General features: G+C 62.2%; 9 protein-coding genes. 1 reads left to right on the forward strand and 8 read right to left on the reverse strand.

The features are described from left to right. Positions 1 to 8: 8 nt before the first annotated feature. The 6 genes from SFUM_RS11500 to SFUM_RS11530 form a co-directional block, all read right to left on the reverse strand. Positions 9 to 1,457 (reverse strand): Ni/Fe hydrogenase subunit alpha, encoded by a 1,449-nt coding sequence (locus SFUM_RS11500; RefSeq protein ID WP_011699072.1) that lies wholly within the window; start codon positions 1,455 to 1,457, stop codon positions 9 to 11. A 13-nt stretch (positions 1,458 to 1,470) separates the two neighbouring features. Continuing rightward, positions 1,471 to 2,373, reverse strand: coding sequence for an NADH-quinone oxidoreductase subunit B family protein (locus SFUM_RS11505; protein WP_011699073.1), 903 nt, complete (start codon positions 2,371 to 2,373; stop codon positions 1,471 to 1,473). An 84-nt stretch (positions 2,374 to 2,457) separates the two neighbouring features. Continuing rightward, complete coding sequence (locus SFUM_RS11510) at positions 2,458 to 2,685, reverse strand: 4Fe-4S dicluster domain-containing protein (protein WP_011699074.1); 228 nt, start codon at positions 2,683 to 2,685, stop codon at positions 2,458 to 2,460. Between the two features lie 11 nt (positions 2,686 to 2,696). Next, positions 2,697 to 4,529 carry a fumarate reductase/succinate dehydrogenase flavoprotein subunit gene (locus SFUM_RS11515; RefSeq protein WP_011699075.1) on the reverse strand — a complete coding sequence of 611 codons (1,833 nt, stop codon included), beginning with the start codon at positions 4,527 to 4,529 and terminating at the stop codon, positions 2,697 to 2,699. A 741-nt stretch (positions 4,530 to 5,270) separates the two neighbouring features. Continuing rightward, positions 5,271 to 7,577 (reverse strand): transglycosylase domain-containing protein, encoded by a 2,307-nt coding sequence (locus tag SFUM_RS11525; protein WP_208597060.1) that lies wholly within the window; start codon positions 7,575 to 7,577, stop codon positions 5,271 to 5,273. Between the two features lie 183 nt (positions 7,578 to 7,760). Beyond that, positions 7,761 to 13,568 carry an alpha-2-macroglobulin family protein gene (locus SFUM_RS11530; protein WP_041442457.1) on the reverse strand — a complete coding sequence of 1,936 codons (5,808 nt, stop codon included), beginning with the start codon at positions 13,566 to 13,568 and terminating at the stop codon, positions 7,761 to 7,763. Between the two features lie 497 nt (positions 13,569 to 14,065). Between SFUM_RS11530 and SFUM_RS11535 the strand changes: the two genes are divergently transcribed. Then, a complete protein-coding gene (locus SFUM_RS11535; RefSeq protein WP_150109500.1) occupies positions 14,066 to 14,476 on the forward strand; it encodes a hypothetical protein in 411 nt (136 codons plus the stop codon). On the opposite strand, the gene SFUM_RS11540 is transcribed toward SFUM_RS11535, so the two are convergent. Together SFUM_RS11540 and SFUM_RS11545 are read right to left on the reverse strand one after the other, a co-directional pair. Next, the gene (locus SFUM_RS11540; protein WP_011699080.1) at positions 14,473 to 16,173 is read right to left on the reverse strand and encodes a hypothetical protein; all 1,701 of its coding nucleotides are present in this window, start codon (positions 16,171 to 16,173) and stop codon (positions 14,473 to 14,475) included. The genes SFUM_RS11535 and SFUM_RS11540 overlap by 4 nt on opposite strands. 3 nt (positions 16,174 to 16,176) lie before the next feature. Further along, entirely contained in the window at positions 16,177 to 17,313 is a 1,137-nt protein-coding gene (locus tag SFUM_RS11545; RefSeq protein WP_011699081.1) for a hypothetical protein, read from the reverse strand. Positions 17,314 to 17,355: the final 42 nt, after the last annotated feature.

Below are 17,355 nucleotides of genomic sequence, written 5' to 3' on the forward strand. Positions count from 1 at the left end.
CTCTTCCCTCAGTTTTGAATCGTTCGTATGACCTGCCCGCGAGTGTCGCGAAACTGCAGCTTCACGGGCAGCGCGCCGCCCAGCACATGGGTGGAGCAGCTGAAACAGGGATCGTATGCCCGAATGACCATTTCAACCTTGTTGAGCGCTTCCTCGTCGGATCGACCGCCATCCAGGATTCGCCGCGCGGCCATGAGCACGTCGATGTTCATCGCCGCGCTGTTGTGCGTCGTGGCGACAATCAGGTTGACCTTGGTGATGAACCCCTTGTCGTCCGCCTCGTAGTCATGGATGAGCGCGCCCCGGGGGGCTTCCACCACGCCGACGCCTCTTCCGGCCACGGGTGTTACGGTCTCGCGCACATTGGGATTCGTGATTTCGGGATCGCTCAGCAGCTCCACGGCGCGTTCCGAATTGTACAAAGCTTCTATCAACCTGGCCCAGTGCTGCAGGAACGAATGCTGAGGCAGCCTTCCCACCGTCTCGCGGAATTCGAGCAGTTCCTGTTGCGCAAGGGGCGTGGTGATGTGGTCGCACACATTGATGCGCGCCAGCGAGTTGGAGCGGTATACCCCAACCGGATCCTCGGGGTCGAGCGAAAGGCGCCCCGCCGATCTGACGAAGGGGAATTTCACGTAACTCCAATCCATTGCCTGTTCTTCGATGAAGTCCCTGTAGTCTTTAGGCTCGAACTCCTTGTAGTTTCCGTTGTCGCCGGGTTGCTTCAGCCTCAGCCTGCCATCGTAGAAATTCAGACCTCCATTCGCGTCGACCGTGCCGAGAAAACCCGTCGCCAGGGAAGGCTCCTCCTTGACCTGAGGCCATTGGGGGATAAAAACCTTTTCCTTGGCAAAGTCAACCGCGAACCGCGTGAATTCGAGGACCTCCCGAGCCATGGGCAAGAGTTCCTGCCTCTGCTCCTCGCTCATGGCCCTGCTGAAACCGCCCGGCACCACTGCGTCGGGACGCGTTGCGTTGGCGGCAATGATCCCCGTCATCTCCTGGGCCATGTGCCGGGCCCGCACCGCTCTCCTGACCAGGTCCGGATTCCTGGCGGCCAGTCCGATGATGTTTCGAACCCCGAAATCCGCACCGGGGTCGCTGAGAAAATCCGGCGCGGCCAGGAAGAAAAAGTGCAACAGGTGGCTGTGCACGATGTGGGCGGAATAAGCGGCCTCCCTGATCTTGCGCGCCGTTTCCGGTATTTGGACGCCGAAAAGGGCATCCGCTGCTTTCGATGAAGCCATGTGGTGCGCCCACGGGCAAATACCGCAGATTGCCGTGACAATGCGCGGCATTTCTTCGACGGGGCGGCCCACACAGAACTTCTCGAACCCCCGCATCTCGATCACCTGCACCCGCGCATCCTTGACCTTTCCGGAATCCTCGAGCACGATGGTGACCCTTGCATGACCCTCTACCCTCGTTACTGGCTCGATGACAAGCTTCTTTCCCATACTGCCAATCTCCTTAGCGGACCGGTCGCAGGTTGCTGTGCCCACCCGTGAACCAGTTGAAGGCCGCTCGCCGGTCGTGAACATCCCTCAAGGCATAGTTGTAAACGGAAAGCGCACCCAGCATTTCAGCCCGCGGGTTCTCTCCGATCCGTTTCGGCCCCATGCAACCCCGGCAGGGCATGTTGACCTGCGTACAGCGAGCTCCGCAGCCGCTCCGAGTGGCCGCTCCCATGCAAAAGAACCCCTGCTCGATCAGGCAGCGTTTATCCAGCGGCGGCGTCTCCAGCGGCCTCAGCATTTCGGGAAACTGGAGGCCGTTGTCGGCGAAAACCGTTCGCTTCTCCTTTGTCTTGGAACATTCGTTGCAAACGGTGTCCTCCGGCAGATCGAAACTCCTGCCTTCAAGAACGGCCTGCAGAGCGGCGGCAAACAGGTGCGTGGGCGGTGGGCAGCCGGGCAGAAAAATATCCACCGGCACCACCTCGTTGATGGCTGCCACCCTGGCGGTCAAGGGAGGCAGTTCGAAATCGCCGTCCTCCACCCCGTGTTCCAGGTTCGGAACGCCCTGCTTCAACACGTCGGGAGGAACCAGGTTGGCGAGGGACGGTATTCCCCCCATGCAAGCGCAGGAACCATTGGCGATGAGGATGTCGCAACTCTCCCGAACGGCCTTGGCCACGGCCAGGCCGTGCTCCGTGCGGATACCTCCGGAGACAATCCCTACGTCGGCCCGGGGAATGCTGACGACATCAGAATCCCCCGCAGGGTCGCGATACTTACTGTCCATTAAAATGGGCGCGTGGACGATCGAAATCCTCTCCAGGATATCGAGCAGCAACTCGCCCTGGTCGAGAATGGCCACTTCACAGCCGGCGCAGTGAGCGGAAAGGGCTTCAATGACTACGGTCGCAGACATGGCTCCTACCTCCTGCCATATGTCACTCACCGCCCGGCACCCCCGTGTTTGCACAGGGGGAGCCGGACGGAACGGTTTTACGAGCTACTTGATCAGGTAAGGAACACTCTCCAGCCGGATGGCGTCCAACTGGCACATGAACGTGCAAACGTCGCAGTACCAGCAGTCGTCACGGTAGGCCATGTAAGGGTATCCCTGATTGTCCATGCGCAGGACATCACGAGGACAGTACGCCACGCAGTCGCCGCAGCCGTCGCACTTGGTCCTATCCACTTTCACCCATTCGTATTTCTTGCAGTCGTATCGTTCCATTATCAGCCCTCCTACCTCATTCTCTTGGGTACGGCCAAACCTTCATCGCCGAGTTTCTGCGAGATCCATGGATCGTGCATGTCATTGGGCGGATGGCTGAAGCCAGGTCCAATGTCCAGGTTGAACTTGGGATATTCGTATTCGAGCCGGGTGGGATAATTCCACTTGTATGCGGGAACCGGTTTGGCCGAAACTTCCATCTCCCCGGTGTTCATGTTCTTCTTCACCACGACGTACTTGCCGTCCCACTTGGGATCGACCTTGGGGTACGCCATGCGATAGTGGGAAAGTCCCCAGCGGCTCTCAGTACGGAACAGGGAGGCCCTGGCGGCCATTTCGGCACAGTCGATGATGCTCTGCACCTCGGTGGCCTTGATGAGGTCGTGATAATCGCAGACCTTGATCTGCGGAACGTCTTCCCTGCGCATACGATCCACCCACCACAGCATCTTCTGCATGAGGGGATCGCTCTTGGGCGGAGTGAGATACTGGCTGACCTTGGTGCGGATCTTGATTTCCACCATCTCGACGGGCACTCCCGGCTCGGCGGTCTCGAGGGGCTTTCTGATTTCCTTCCAGACGCCCATGCCGTCCACTTCGAGCTTCGGAGCCTTGTTCTTCGCCGCGTATTCCGCTGCCATCCGGCCGGCAATGGCGCCGAACACGAACGCTCCGGGCAGGTACTGATGAGGCACCGCGGCGCAGTCGCCCGCGGCGTAAAGGCCCGGTACGCTCGTCTCGGTGTTCTTGTTGATCAGGATGCCGGACATGCTGTGACCGCTGCAAAGGGTGATCTCTTCCAGACCCTGCTCAACGGAATCCCAACGGCGATAGTTCTCATCGCGCTGCTTGTGGAACTGACCGCGGACCGTGCGCTCCGTACCCCACAGGATCTTCTCCAGACCCTGGATGGTCTCTTCGGGCAGATGGTCGAGTTTCAGGTAGATGGGGCCACGCCCTTCGGCGAATTCGCGCCAGACGGCCAGGAACATGTCCCCGGACCAGTAACCGTGAGTCCAGTACCTGTCTCCCAGGGCGTTGACGCCGCATCCGCCGCGCGGAATCACGACGTAACCGCAGGAGGGGCCGTTGAAGTCCTTCATCAGCAGGTTCGTCTGGAAACACTCCAGGTTGATCAGTTCCGCCCCTGCGTGATAGGCCATGGCATAACCCTCACCGGTATTGCCCGGAAATTCGTAGATGCCGCTCAGGTAACCGTCGCGGGGCATCCCGAACTTGCCGACACATCCGGAGGTGAGCACCACCGTCGGGGTTTTGATCAGGTATTGCTCTCCCGTCCTGATGTTGAAGCCGAAGATTCCGGAAACCTTGCCGTCGGTGGTGAACAGCCGGACCGCCGGAGTGCGGTCGAGTACGATGCAGCCCTGCCGCCTGACTTCACGCGCAAGGGCCCGCTTGATTTCCTCGCCGTCCATCGCAAGGTAGAGAGCCTTTTCCGTGGGGTGCAGATAGTTGCACTTGTAATTGCCGTTATCGTCTACCGGAAAGAGATCGCCCGGTTCCCGACCGGTGTACTCTTCCAGGTCCTTGATTCTGTCGTAGATTTCGGCGCCCAGGGTATAAGCGCATTCCTGATCCAGGATGCCTTCCGATACCTTCGTCAAGGCCTCCACAACATCCTCGGGGGTCCCGTAACCGGGAACGGCGACGACGTTCAAGGCGTCCATGCCGCGGCCGATTGCCCCGGCGGTCTCGATCGGGCCTTTGTCCATGACGACGACCCGGGCCTTGGGGTTGGCGGTCTTGGCCTTGATGGCCGCAAACGTTCCAGCGCTTCCACCGCCTACGATCACAACATCAGCGTCGATTTGTTTAACACCCATGATTCATCCTCATTCTCAATTGTTTGTTTAAGTCAGCACCACATTCACAGGAACTACCCCGATTCTTCATCACCTCCCCTGCATTCAAATGCCCCCGACGGCTCGGAGGCTTCAAAAACGTGGAAACCGTTTCCACCGGAAACCGACGACCCTGCAACCACCTCCAGCCGTCCGGACCGGCAATCCCGGGTTCCCTGTCTGTCTTTTGATCCGCCCGCCTCCATCCGCATCCCATCGCGCGCAGGGAGAGGGGAATCCGCCGACAACTCATCGCCGGGCAGATTCCCCTTCCTGGCACACGTGGAAGTGAGGTTTTCGAGCGCTTCCGTACCGTCAACCGCTACGACCATCCGTCAATGCCCGGATGACCGGAGGTTCCGTTTTAAAAACACGGAATCGGCGGAAGCCTCTGGCAGCACATGGAGCAAGAGGCGTGCCAGCCCTTGAAATGTGAAAAAACGCAATTATAATGGGGTATTATAGAATGAGGTTTCCGGAGAGATTTTCGTATCGGCGATACAGAAACGTATCGCTTGGGCTCAAAACCTTACGGGGCCTAGATCTGTGGCCGATCCAAACATGAATCGCATGTGATAAGAAAACGTATCGGTTCGTGAACACAGAGTTATCGGCGCCCACCCTTGACGTTGTCCGAAGTAAATGGGAAGCATTCGACCCGGCCTCACAGCCCTCCCGCGCAACCGTATTACGGTCTTGAACGCAACCTGGAATGAGACGTCGTCACTCCACGGTGAACCGCACCTCAGGCGTTTCCTCGGCTCCGGGCGCATCGGCGCGCCACACCCGGGCGCGCGCCAGATGAGCGCCCCTGGAGAGCGGCCACGCGAATTGGCACACGCCGGGCCCCGTTGCGCCGATCACCTCTCCGTCGACCAGCCATTCGATGCGGCTGGGCGGCGGCCGCTCGGGAACCTTGAACGGAAAAGCTTCGAGCTCGTCGGGAATACGAGGATCCATGGCGAGCCGCAGCCCGGGCGTCGGCTGCTGCAGGCGCAGCTCCCGGGAGCGGTTCGCCTCGACGACGACCCCGCCGGAATCGCGTCGGCCCGGCCGTTCGTGGATGGAACACACCCCGGTGGGGACCGTCCCGGGTTCGAACCACTCCTGCAACCCGGGGCAGTTCGGTCCGGCCGGAAGCCCGCTCTCGGCGCATATGGTCGCCATCGCCAGGCCCGGACACGGAGGAAGGGGAGCCGCGTCGCCGTATCGATTCAGCTCCGCGAAGACCGCTCTCAAAACCAGCCCGGGACCCGCCAGGCCGGTGACGCCTTTGGTCGGACCGCGGTCCAGATTTCCCATCCAGACTCCGACGGTGTATCGGCTTGAAAACCCCACGATCCAACTGTCCCTGTGGTCGGTGGACGTCCCCGTCTTCACGGCCGTCTGAACGGGCAGCCGCAGCAGGTTCCCGTCGCCGAATTCCAGCCGCCGGGCCTGGGGATCGGACAGGATGTCTCCAATCAGGGCTGCCGTGGTCGCGGCGAAAACGCGGCGCGGCGGCTCGGACACAGTCACGGGAGCCCGGGTCGTCCGCAGTGGCCGGTACTCGCCCTGCCGAGCCAGAACCGCGTAGGCGCGAACCAGCTCGAACAGGCTCACCTCCCCGTCGCCCAGGGCCAGGCCCTGCCCGTAAAAGTCGGCCGGTTGCGCCAGGGATTGAAACCCGAGCAGGCGCAGCCGGCCGAGGAACCGCTCCGTCCCGGTGAACTGGATGGCGCGAATGGCGGGAACGTTCAACGAATTGGCGAGCGCCTCCCGCAACCGCAGTGGCCCGTAGTAGGTTCGGCTGTAGTTGTGGAAGTTGTGGAGCCCCGATCCGACGGCCTGCGCCACGGGCGAGTCGTCAATGAGGGTGGCGGGGGTCCAGCCCATTTCGAGCGCCAGGGCATAGAGGAAGGGTTTCAGGGTGGAACCCGGCTGCCTTGGCGTGGTGACGCCGTCGATCCACGCACCGGGGGCGTCCTCGGCCATTGCGCCTCCGTTCACCCATGCCAGCACTTCATCGGACCGATGATCCACCACCAGCACGGCACCGTTGCCGATGGCGCTCGAGCGCAGATCCCTCAGGCGACTGCCGAGTATGTGTCGAACTCGCTCCTGGAGGGCCGCATCCAGGGTGGTGACGAGGGTGCTGCCGAACGCGGCTCCTTCCGCCCCGGCGCGATGGAGATGCTGCACGAAGTGCGTGGCGTCCACCGGAGGCCGTGCTTCGCGCAGCTCGATGCGGTCTTCCACGGCGCTCCGGTACTGGTCTTCGGTGAGCGTCCCGCGCCGTTTCATGTTCGCCGCCAGCCTCCTGACGGCCCCATCCACGCCCCGGCCCCCCCGGCGCAGATCAAAGCTCGAAGGAGCGCGCACCACGACGGCGAGGGCCAGCATTTCCCGCACGCTCAAAGTATCCGGATCGCGGTCGAAGTAGAGCCTTGCGGCCTGGACCACCCCTCGTCTTCGGTGCGCGTATGGAACCTGGTTGAGGTAGAATTCGAGGATTTCGGCTTTGGAAAAACGTCGTTCCAGCCGGTACGCCTCGATCCCTTCGAGCCACCTGGACCAGAGGGTTCGAGGGCGCGGATGAAGCATCCGCACCGTTTGCTCGGTGATCGTGCTCGCGCCGCGCACCGCTTTCAGCGCCTTCACGTTCTGCCACAGGGCATGGCCCCGGGCCTGCCAGTCCACCCCGTGATGCTCAAAGAAGCGCTTGTCCTCAGAGGTAATGAACGCCTGCCTCAAAAGCTCCGGGACGTCCCGAAGGGGCAGGGCATCGTGAAGATTCCAGTGGTTGATGTAAGTGACCGAGAGCGGGATGCCGCTGCGGTCGAGAATCTTCATTTTGCGCACGGGGGCGTCCCCGAGGGAGAGACTTTCGGGCGGCGGACGCAAATCGCGAACGGTTTTCCAGGCGAGCAGAAGCGTCCCCGCCGCCCCGAGCGCAAGGCAGGCCAACAACCCCGCCAGAAGGCGGGAACGCCTCGAGGAAACTTCGCTCCCTTTTAAAGTCATGGCTTTCGAACCCACCGGGTTACCCATCGGTCTTCCACGGGCCGACGATCCGATCTCGGCCTGCCTTCAGGGCGGCCGCATCGGGCGGACGGTCATAAAGCCGGCCCCAACGATCGCGAGTCGCAGAAGGGGCGAGGTTCATTCCCCCCGCCTCACCTTCCGCGGCTCCCCGACCGCGCGATCTCGAACGCGAATCGGAACGGCTCGGGATCAATCCGTTTTCTCCCCCGGTCGAACGATGAGAGTTTCCTGGAGCCCCTTGCCGAAGACGTCCGGATCGTACATTTCCTCGGCACGGACAGGCAGGGCGACGAATTCTCCCGGAGCGATCGCCTGGGCCGTGTAGGACAGGTGATACCTGCCCGCGGGGAGCCGTTCGGAATAGAACCGCGCCGCTTCGTGCCGAAGTTCCCTGTGGTAGAAGCTCCACCGGGAGCCCCCATACTCGAGCCAGTCGCTGTACCGGCGCAGGAAGGACCCCTCCGGTACGGCGGCCTCCCCCTTGGCCGCATCCACCGTCGAAGCCGTGGCCAGTTGGCGGTCCACCGGTTCCAGGCCGCCCGGCAGCGGGTCCTCGACGACCACGTAGAATCGCTCGGCGGGAACCGAGACGAAGAGGTCGATGCGGACCAGCTCTCCGGTCTTGATCTCCATCGGGCTCTTCAGCAGCACCCACGAGCCGTTGCGCTCGACACTGTATTCCCGCCCGACCTCGATGCCCGCGTTCACGGACTCCCGGCTCGGCTCCCGAGGCGTATACGACAGGGCGGTAGTGTAATAGAGGCGCCCCGTTCCTTTGCGTTCCAGTTTCACCACCGCCTTGCGCCCGGGATCGGCGGCCTCCAGCGGCCGGACCAGCAGGGCGGGCGGATCGGTGCTCTTCCTGAACTCGGCGGTTCCAAGGGGGGTCGCATCCAGGAATGCCGAAACACTCATGTCCGGATCCGCTTTTTCGTAGACACGGGCGAAGTCGGCCAGCGCCTTCATCGCAAACAGGTTGTCCTGCGTGGACTGCCAGTGGTTGCGGCCTTTGCGTTGCTCGACGATGGCGCGCATGAGCCGCGCGGACATGTCGCCCAGGCCGGATGCCGCCGGATTGGCGGCCTGGTAGGCGATGAAGGTGCTCAAGACGGCACTGTTGTCGCGCATCGACGATCCCAGGAAACAGCGAAACCCGGAATCGAGCGTCTCGGTGAAGAGGAGCTTCCCGCCGGTCTCGTCGGCATGGGCCAGGATGGCTTCGAGCACCTCCCGCTGCGGCGTCCGGGCCGTCGGCACCCGCAACAGGGCGCGCAAATACATGGCTTTTCCGAACAGGCTCATTTCCTTGACGCGGTCACGATACCGGTCGAGGTCTTCCGCCTTGAGCTTCCCGCTTTCCGCCAGGACCGCCAGCGCCGCCGCGCGAACCGTCGACGCCATGGCCTGCGAATAGAATTCCGGGGTTTCGTTGCGGCGCAGCAACCCCTGCAGGTACTCATGCAGCTTCTTTTCCACCGCGCCGGGGATCTCATGGCCGGATTCCCTCAACCAATTGAAGGCAAGGGCGGTGAAGGCGCTCAGATAGGGGCTCACGTATTCGTTCTTGGGCGTGTAGAACGTCATGCCTCCGTTAGGTGCCTGGTATTCGACCGCCAAAGCGATGGTTTTCCCGACGAGCGCTTCGCTCTCGTCCCACGAGAAGGACTCGCCCAGGTGTGGCTTGAGCTGCGGGTAGAGGGCTGCCGCCACGCCGACGGCCAGCTTCTGTTCCCAGCAACTGAACGGGTATTGCTTCATGTAGGCGAAGGCCCCGTCCAGCCCCGCGAGGGCGGTCGGGGAAAGCGTTACGGCCAGCCGGCTCATTTCGGGACGCAGGTTTTCGGGGAAGGCGACGTTTCGGCTCACCTCTCCTTCCTCGGTCGATCCATACAGGGCCACCGTCTCCCGGGACTGGCGCGGAAGCACCTTCAAGGTCTGTTTCAACCCGTCCCGGTCGCGTTCGTCACCGGCACGGGCGGAGAACACGATCTCACCCGGTCCCGTCGTCTTGAGCGGCAACCGGACCGACTGCCGCCGGAATGGCTCGGCCGTGATCTGCAGGACGATCTTCGGCGGAGCGCCATCCTTGAGCTCGACCGGTCCCGACGCCTCGATGGAGACTTCAATGACGCGCGGCGCATCGGTGCGGTTCATGACGGTGAAGCCCGCTTCGAAGCCGTCCCCCGCGATCACCTGGTTGGGAAGGGCGGGCCTTATCTCCGTGGATTGGTTCACGCGGAACGTGGTGTCGCCGAGTCCCATCCGGTCGTCCGGGGTTACCGCCATGGCAAGGACCCTCCAGCCGGTGAGGTTGTCCGGCACCTTGAACCGGATCCTGGCCTTGCCCTCAGCGTCCACCGGCACCGAGGGATTCCAGTAGCTCACGAATTTGAACACCGATCTCAACCCGAGATCGAATCCCCCTCCGCCGCCGGGGCTGGCCCCTTTCTTCTCCAGCTTTTCTCTGCCCACCAGGTGCATGAGCAGGCTGTAGTTGGCAAGGTCCAGGTCGTCGACTTCCTGGAAGAACCCCAGGTAAGGATCGTAGGCTTTCCTGCCCTGTATCAGGAGATCGAATACCGCCTCGTCGAGCACCGTCACCGCCAGTTCGACGGGCGGCGCCGCCTCTCCCTGCCTGAGATTGCGCGGACGCGCTTCGAGCTCCACCGTGACGGTGTCTCCCGGTTTGTACTCTTCCTTTTCCGGTTTGGCCTTTACGGTGATTTCCTTGTACTGATCCTTGACGTCGATTTTCGCGTAGCCCATGCGAAAGGTCGGTTTGCCCAGGTCGTCGCCTTCCGGGCTGAGCGGCTTGTCCACCCGGGGAGAGGTCACCAGGACCGAAAGATAAAAACCCGGCAGGTAGTCGGGAAGCACCGGGATCTCGACGACTTCCGTGCTTCTCGCCAGGGTCTTCACCCAGCTCTGTAGCACGCCGAAGCGCTCGACGGTGATCAGCGCCTGCGCTCCCGGAAAGGGATTCTGCACAAGGAAGCGGGCAGTCTCGCCGACGCGGACTTCCGTCTTTTCGGGAGACACGTTGAGCAGATTGCCCGGAACCGATTCCCACAGGACGTAGCCCTTTCCCGTCGCCCAGCGGCGCAGGCTGGTCTCGTGCGGCCGTCCCCGGGTGTCGTTGATGGCAGCGGTGATGCGGTACGCCCCGGAACGTTTCGGGGTGAACTCGAACTGACCGGGCGCGGAGGCGGATACGGCGTCCCGGCTTTCGGTTTCAACCCACTCGGTGACGTACTCGGTGCGGTAGGCGTTCCCGGCGCCCTTGACTCGGGAACCCTTCGTCTGCTCCCATTCCACCTTGATGTGCAGGGGCACTCCGGTCACCGGGCTTCCGTTCTGGTCCACCACCAGGAACCCGGCCTTCGCCGGTTTTCCTTCCTGCAAGACCCAGCCGTCCAGAAGCATGCCCACGTACCTGTCCCTGCCGTAGTAGGTTGCGGCCGCTTTGTTCGCAACGAATTTTCCACGGTCGTCACGAACCGCGCTCTCCACGTTCAGCCGGCCATAGAGAATGGCCAGTTCGGCGAGCTTGAATTCCGTCTCCAGGTTCCCGTCGTTGTCGAGCTTCTTCTGAGCCTGGTGAACCATCTCCGTGGAAGGGGCATGATGCTCGGATCCCTCCTGGACATCGAATTGATAGCCGCGCGCCGCCTGGTTCTGCGGCTCGAACGGCCGGCTCTGCACATAGGCCATGATGCGGGTATCCGCGTCGGCGTAGGGACCTCCGGCGTGCATCCGGGCACGGGTGGAAACCTTGACGGCATCTCCCGACCCGAAGAGATTGCCGCTGAGCTCGGTTTCGACTTTAAACGGCGCGGGCGTGAAATCGCTTACGAGAACCTTCAGAGGCTCCAGGTCCTCCTCGATGAACGCGGGTTTGAGCACGAACCGGTAGTAGCCGACGGCCCCGGTCTTCGGAACCGCGAACTCGCCGTCGAACGCCCCGAACTCGGACAGAACGATCCCTTCACGCTCATGGACGACCTTGTCCACGGGGTCGACCACCTTCAGGCTGTACTGGTCCTTCGGGGGCGGGGCAAAGCGGTGGCTGTCCTGATCCCTGACGTAGATTTTGTATTGAACCGTGTCGCCCGCCTTGTAGATCCCCTGGGCCGTCGCTCCCCACGCCCGCAGGTGTCCGTGGCGGACGCGCTGATAGCTGGGAATGTAGTCGTGATTGGCTCCTTCGGCGTCGACGCGGAAGTCGTGAACCAGCGGCATCACGGCCAGGTCCTCGCCTTTCTCGCACCGGACGAACAAGTGAGGGGAATCGAATTTGTAGGAATGGCTCAACTTGAGGTCCGGGTCGAGCGTGGCGGTTCCGGCAAGCTCCACCGTGCCGTCGGGTTTCGTCTTTCCTCGCGAGAGGCTCCGGGGGGATGAAGTCAGGACCTTGTAGGCGTCCTTGTAGATTTGGACGTCCACGCCCATGACCGGTTTGCCGGTCTTGAGATCCGTCACCCACACCAGGGTGTTGTGGTGTCCGAGTTTGACGTGAACCGAATAGGGAGTAACCTGCGCGAAGAACCACTTGTCCCCCGTCTCCTTGCCCCCCACGGGCGGCTGGGTGCTCAACCGGCCCGTCGCCACGCCCGGTTTCCCGGACAGCATCCGGCGGATGCCCAGCGGAACCGCCGCCGTCGAATCGAGAGGTTTTTTCACGGGAACGGCCGCCGTTTGCCGCGCGGTCTTCCCTTCGGTCGTCAGGGTTTCATAGGAGAGGTCGATCTGGTTGATGTTCGTGGTGAGAGCGGGCGCATCGGTGTCGAGATACTTCTCGAGAACGGGCATGGACTTGTACAGCACGTAGTCCGGCGGACGGTGGTCGGTGGAAAGCTGCAGGTCGACGGGTTTGGCAAGCGTCCGGCCGAATTCGTCGGCAATGCCTCCCGGCCGCCCCTTGAGACTGTAGTCGGTAAACGGCTTCAGCCACGGGAGTTGGAGGTCGTAGGCCTGGTTCTTCTTGTGCGGGTCGGACAGGCGCGAATAGGAGGAAGTGGCGTCCCAGGGGTCCGTGTCTTCGTCGCCCCGGGGAAGAGCCGGTGTGAACCGCAGCCCGTCGCGCGCCTTGTCCGCCAAGACCGGAGCCGTGAACAGGAGGGAAATTTCCTCGTTCGGGTTGCACCGCGGCCTGCCCGCCGGAGGATCCTCGGGGCGAACGACCACTGACTTGCCGGCCAGAGTCTTGCACTTCACGCCGATCAGGCGAAACGGCGGAAAGGTCTGAAAGGACACGATTTTTCTCTTCTCCACACCCGGTTCCGGGCCGTCCGTGCCGGCCAGACCCGGCTCGACCATGAGGTCGAAGTCCTTTCCCGAGGCAAGGTCTTTGCCGGGCCGGAGAATCCAGGCGCTGCCCCGCCTGTAGTTGGTGTAGCGATAGGTTTCGGTTTCTTCGGAAACCACAGCCGGTATGCGCTCCCCGCTTTCGGAACGAAAATAGAGGTGCGCTTTTACGGAGGCCAGTCGAACGGGCTGGTTGAAGCGCACGCCGAATTGAGGCGTCCCCGGAGCGAGCCAGGTCCTCACCGTGGCGTCCACCACGCGCGGTCGTTCGGTCAGGAAGGTGTGCGTCAGTTCCCCGGACGACGTGGCGCCATCCTCCGCCCTGATCCCCGGCCGAACGGTGCAAAGGTAGCGCGTGGCAGGCAGCGTCGCGGCCTTTTCGTCCAACTGGCAGGCCAGCGTCTTCGGATTGAGCCATCTCCATTTGCACGCCAGCGCGGGCTCAAACCCGATGGGGATCTCCGAAGGGTCGCGTTCCATGCGTCCCAGAGGAACCACGGCCCGATCGAACTCGAATACGACCTGGCGGCCGGGGGGCACGTCTTCGCCCGATGGAGTGATCCGCACGACGCGCAACTCCACTCCGCCTTTGCCCCCGGCGGTTTCCGCCGCCATGCCGGGGACCGGAAAAGGCGGGGACAACACCGTCGAAAGCAGCAACAGCATCAGCGCGCATGCGGAGAACAACGTCATGCGGAAACGTTGACCGTGAACGGAAGAAAGGACTGATTCCGGGCGGGTCGACATGGGAGTATCCTCCTTCGGGAAATACGATCCAATGAGCGCTTTCATGGTATAACTTTCGGCACCGCGTCAGTTTAAACTCTGCGCATACGTCCCGCCAGAGGTTTTTGATTCCGCTGCCCGGGAAGCCGCTTCCCGCGTTTCGCGAACGGCACGAAGCCGTTTGCCGCGCGTTGGGATGTTCCCCGGACGGCCGCCGGGCATCGCCGCTTCGGAATCGCCGACGACGATTGAAAACACCGTTTGCCGGAAAAGTGACTGGACTTCACGCGATGAGTATGGCATGGCAATCAGGTGAACACCGGCATGGAATGCCGGTGGCCGTGACCGGAACGCCAACGGGTGGAACCGCGTCCCCTGCCGCGCCGGCCGGAGCCGCGTTCCGGACGGACCGTCAGCTCCCCGTCCCCCGCGGCGCTTGCGTAAACCTCAAATCGGACAATGCGATGGACAGCTCCAAAATTCGCTCCATACTGCTCATTGTGGCGGGCCTGCTCTTGATGCTCTTAGCCGCGTCGATAGCGTTCGGCGGGGAAGACGACCTGTCCGGCGAGTGGAAAGGTTCTCATTTTCTCAGCCGGATCGACGCACGGGTGGATCAGCACGACGAACGACTCGACGGCGTGCTCACCGTGATCGGGCCGTTCAACAGGAAGGATGTCTACCACTTCACCGGTTCGTTCAAAGACGGGCAGGTCACGGGTTCGCACTACACGGGACATTCCTTTCGAGGCCGCGTCTGTGCTCGGGGCAGGGTGTGCGGGTTGCTGACCACGAGGACCGGAACAGCCATCGAAGTGGAAGTCGAACGTTTCTCCAAACCGCAGCACATCGCCGCCAGGGGACTCACGAACTAGCGTTCACCCGGGAAAGCCGTATTGCCCGGTTCCGTGGCTGCTGCTTTTCGCAATTCCCGCATATCGATCAGCCGGTGGTGCCGCCCCGCCTTCATCGAATCGAAACACTCCGAGGACAGCAGGGCGAAATCGCGCCGTTGCCCCGCAACGTTGCGGATGAGATCGTCGAAGGGGGCAAAAAAGGGCCGGCCGGCGATGAACGACGGCTCGTAATGGCGTTCGTCCACGACGAGAAAATCAATGCCGTACCGCGCACAAAAGGCGATTACGGTCTGCGCATCCGCGGCATAGTAGGCCTTGAACGTATCTTCCAGGCGCGGCTTCACCCTGTCCCAATACCCCTTGCACCAGGGATGAGCGAGCTCGAAAGAGGCCAGGACCTTCCGGCGTCCGAACGTCATCACGTTGTCCATGGTCGCCGGATGCCCGGCGATGAGCGCCTGTTTGGGAGTCCGTTCGACGGCGCGGTACAGCTCGGCATCCGCCGAATAGTCAAAAACGGCCACTCCTCTCAACCTCAGCCCGGACGACACCAGGACCAGGACCAGGACCAGCACGACAGGCAGCGGCCCGCCCCTCGGCGGCAACCTTCTCCACAGTCCCTGCAGACAAACGGCAAATCCCAGGCAATAGAAAAGGTTGACGGTGTACATCAGGTAGCGCGACGGGATGAAAAGCCGCAGCAGGAATACCCGGGCAAGAACGTACAGGAAGAGGGAAGCAAGGGCAAGGTACAGCGCCGGGGCCGCGACCTTTTCCAAAGAACGCCACGGCGCGCGCGCCGCGCCCGAAAGCAGGGCGATCACGATGATCGCAACACTCACGATGCCCGCCGCGGTCCCCCCTTCGCGAAACAGGGCGATGTACTCCCAGGGGTCCACCACCAGGTCCCGGAAAACCGACGGGCCGGGAAAGATCCAGTAGCGCCCGTGGATGCCGAATTCAGGATGGCCCGCCATGTCGGCCTCCGTAACCAATGGTCCGAACCCCGCGAGGTCCATGCCGGAGCTCATGCAATAGACCGGCACGGCGGCCGCAAGCAGGAACATGAAGTGAAACGGCCTCGAAAGAAAAGGAGGCGACGGGGCCCGGCCAAGCACCCTCGCCCCCCAGGCCATGACGCAGGCCGTTGCGCAAAGGACGGCGATGTAGGGAATGAACAGCGCCTGGAGCACCAGGGTAACGCCCATCGCCCACGGCGCGCGTTTCAGCCGGCACAGGAGGAACAGTGCCAGAAGCGGCCCGGCGAAGGCACGGGAGAGTCCTCCCGAGAGGTTGTCGAGGAAGAAAGGCATCAACCAGAATACGATAACGCAACACCAGGCCGTTTCTCGGCCGGCAATGAGCATGCCGATCCGGAAGAGGCACAGGGCAAAGAAAACGAACAGCAGGCCGGTGAGGATCTTGGAGAAGAAAAGAGGGCTCATCACTTCGGACGCCGCCCGGTAGATTCCCTGGACGCCCCACGGAACGTAGCGGCGGGCGTAGTCGGTCAGCAGGTCGTCAGGGTAGAGCCCCGGATCCCGCCACTGCTGCATCCAGTAAACCTGCTGGCGTACATCGTCGTTGACGACGTAGGGATTCGATAGCGCGTGGAAATGAGCGAACAGGAACAGTGCGGTGGAACAGAGGGCCGCGACGATCGTGTCCCGCCATACCCGCGCCTCCGGTTCCGGCATGGAGTGCGGGACGTTCATGGCTCAGACTTCCCGCTCATAAATTCGCCAGGTCTTGTACCGTCGCGCTCCGAACGACTCGATGGCCCTGATGTAGTGATGGAGTGTTTCGGGTATCAGAGAACAGTCGACGAATTCAAGCTGCTCATGATGTCGCGAGATGCTCAGAAAGCTGCTCATGATGAGGGCCAGGTGCAGTTGCCTGCGCTGATAGATGCGCTTGACCCCCAGGAGCAGGGTGCGGATCCTGCGCACCGGCCTGTACCGTGCTTCGTAGTAGAGCTTGAGCTTGCCCCAGAGGGTGAGTTTCCCGTTGAGCTTGCGGATGGCGGGGTTGAGGTCCGGGATGTTGATGATGAATGCCGCCACGGAATCCCCGTCGAGGATCATGGTGATCAAATCGGCGCGCAACAGGGGTTTGAGGAGCTTGAAGACGTCGGTGAACTGCTTGCGCGTCAGGGGAACGTGCCCCCAATTGGCTTCCCACGCTTCATTGAACAGCTGGAAGACTTCCTCGGTTCTTTCCAACATCGTTTCAGGGTCCGGCGCGGTCAGCGTCAGCTTCTGTCTGCGCAGAATGTCTTCGAGGTGCCTTGCCAGGCCTTCTTCATCCGGGTGGCGTTCCGTGATCCGCATTGCGAACCAGTCGATGGCCTTGCGAAATCCCCACCCTTCCACCAGCTCCGCGTAGTACGGCGGGTTGTGCGTCTGTAGAAATGCCGGAATGGAGTCGTAGCCCTCGACGAGCAGACCGATTTCGTCATAGATGGAAAAATTCATGGGACCCTGGAGGCGGTTCTTGCCCTTCTTCCTGACCCACTCGGCCGCGGCCTCGAAAAGAGCCGAAGCCACGTCCGGATTGCGCACGCATTCAAAAAAGCCGAAAAAACCCGTCTCCCGGTCATGGCGGGCTTCGTAGGCGTGATTGACGTGGGCGGATATCCGCCCCGCGGGTTCTCCGTCCACGTAAGCCAGGAAGTACTCGGCTTCGCCGATTTCGAAGAAGGGGCCTTTCTTGCGATCGAGAAAATGCTTTTGCTCCGAAAGGATGGGCGCAACCCAGCAGGGATCGTCTCCCTGGATTTTCCAGGGCAGCTTCAGGAACTCCCTCATCCCGGCCTCATCGAGGACGGGGACGACCGTGATCCCGTTATTCTTCATACTCCGCAACTCCAAAGCCGCGCACCGTCACGGCAACCCGGC

It is taken from the genome of Syntrophobacter fumaroxidans MPOB (assembly GCF_000014965.1).
GTDB classification, from domain to species: Bacteria; Desulfobacterota; Syntrophobacteria; order Syntrophobacterales; family Syntrophobacteraceae; genus Syntrophobacter; species Syntrophobacter fumaroxidans.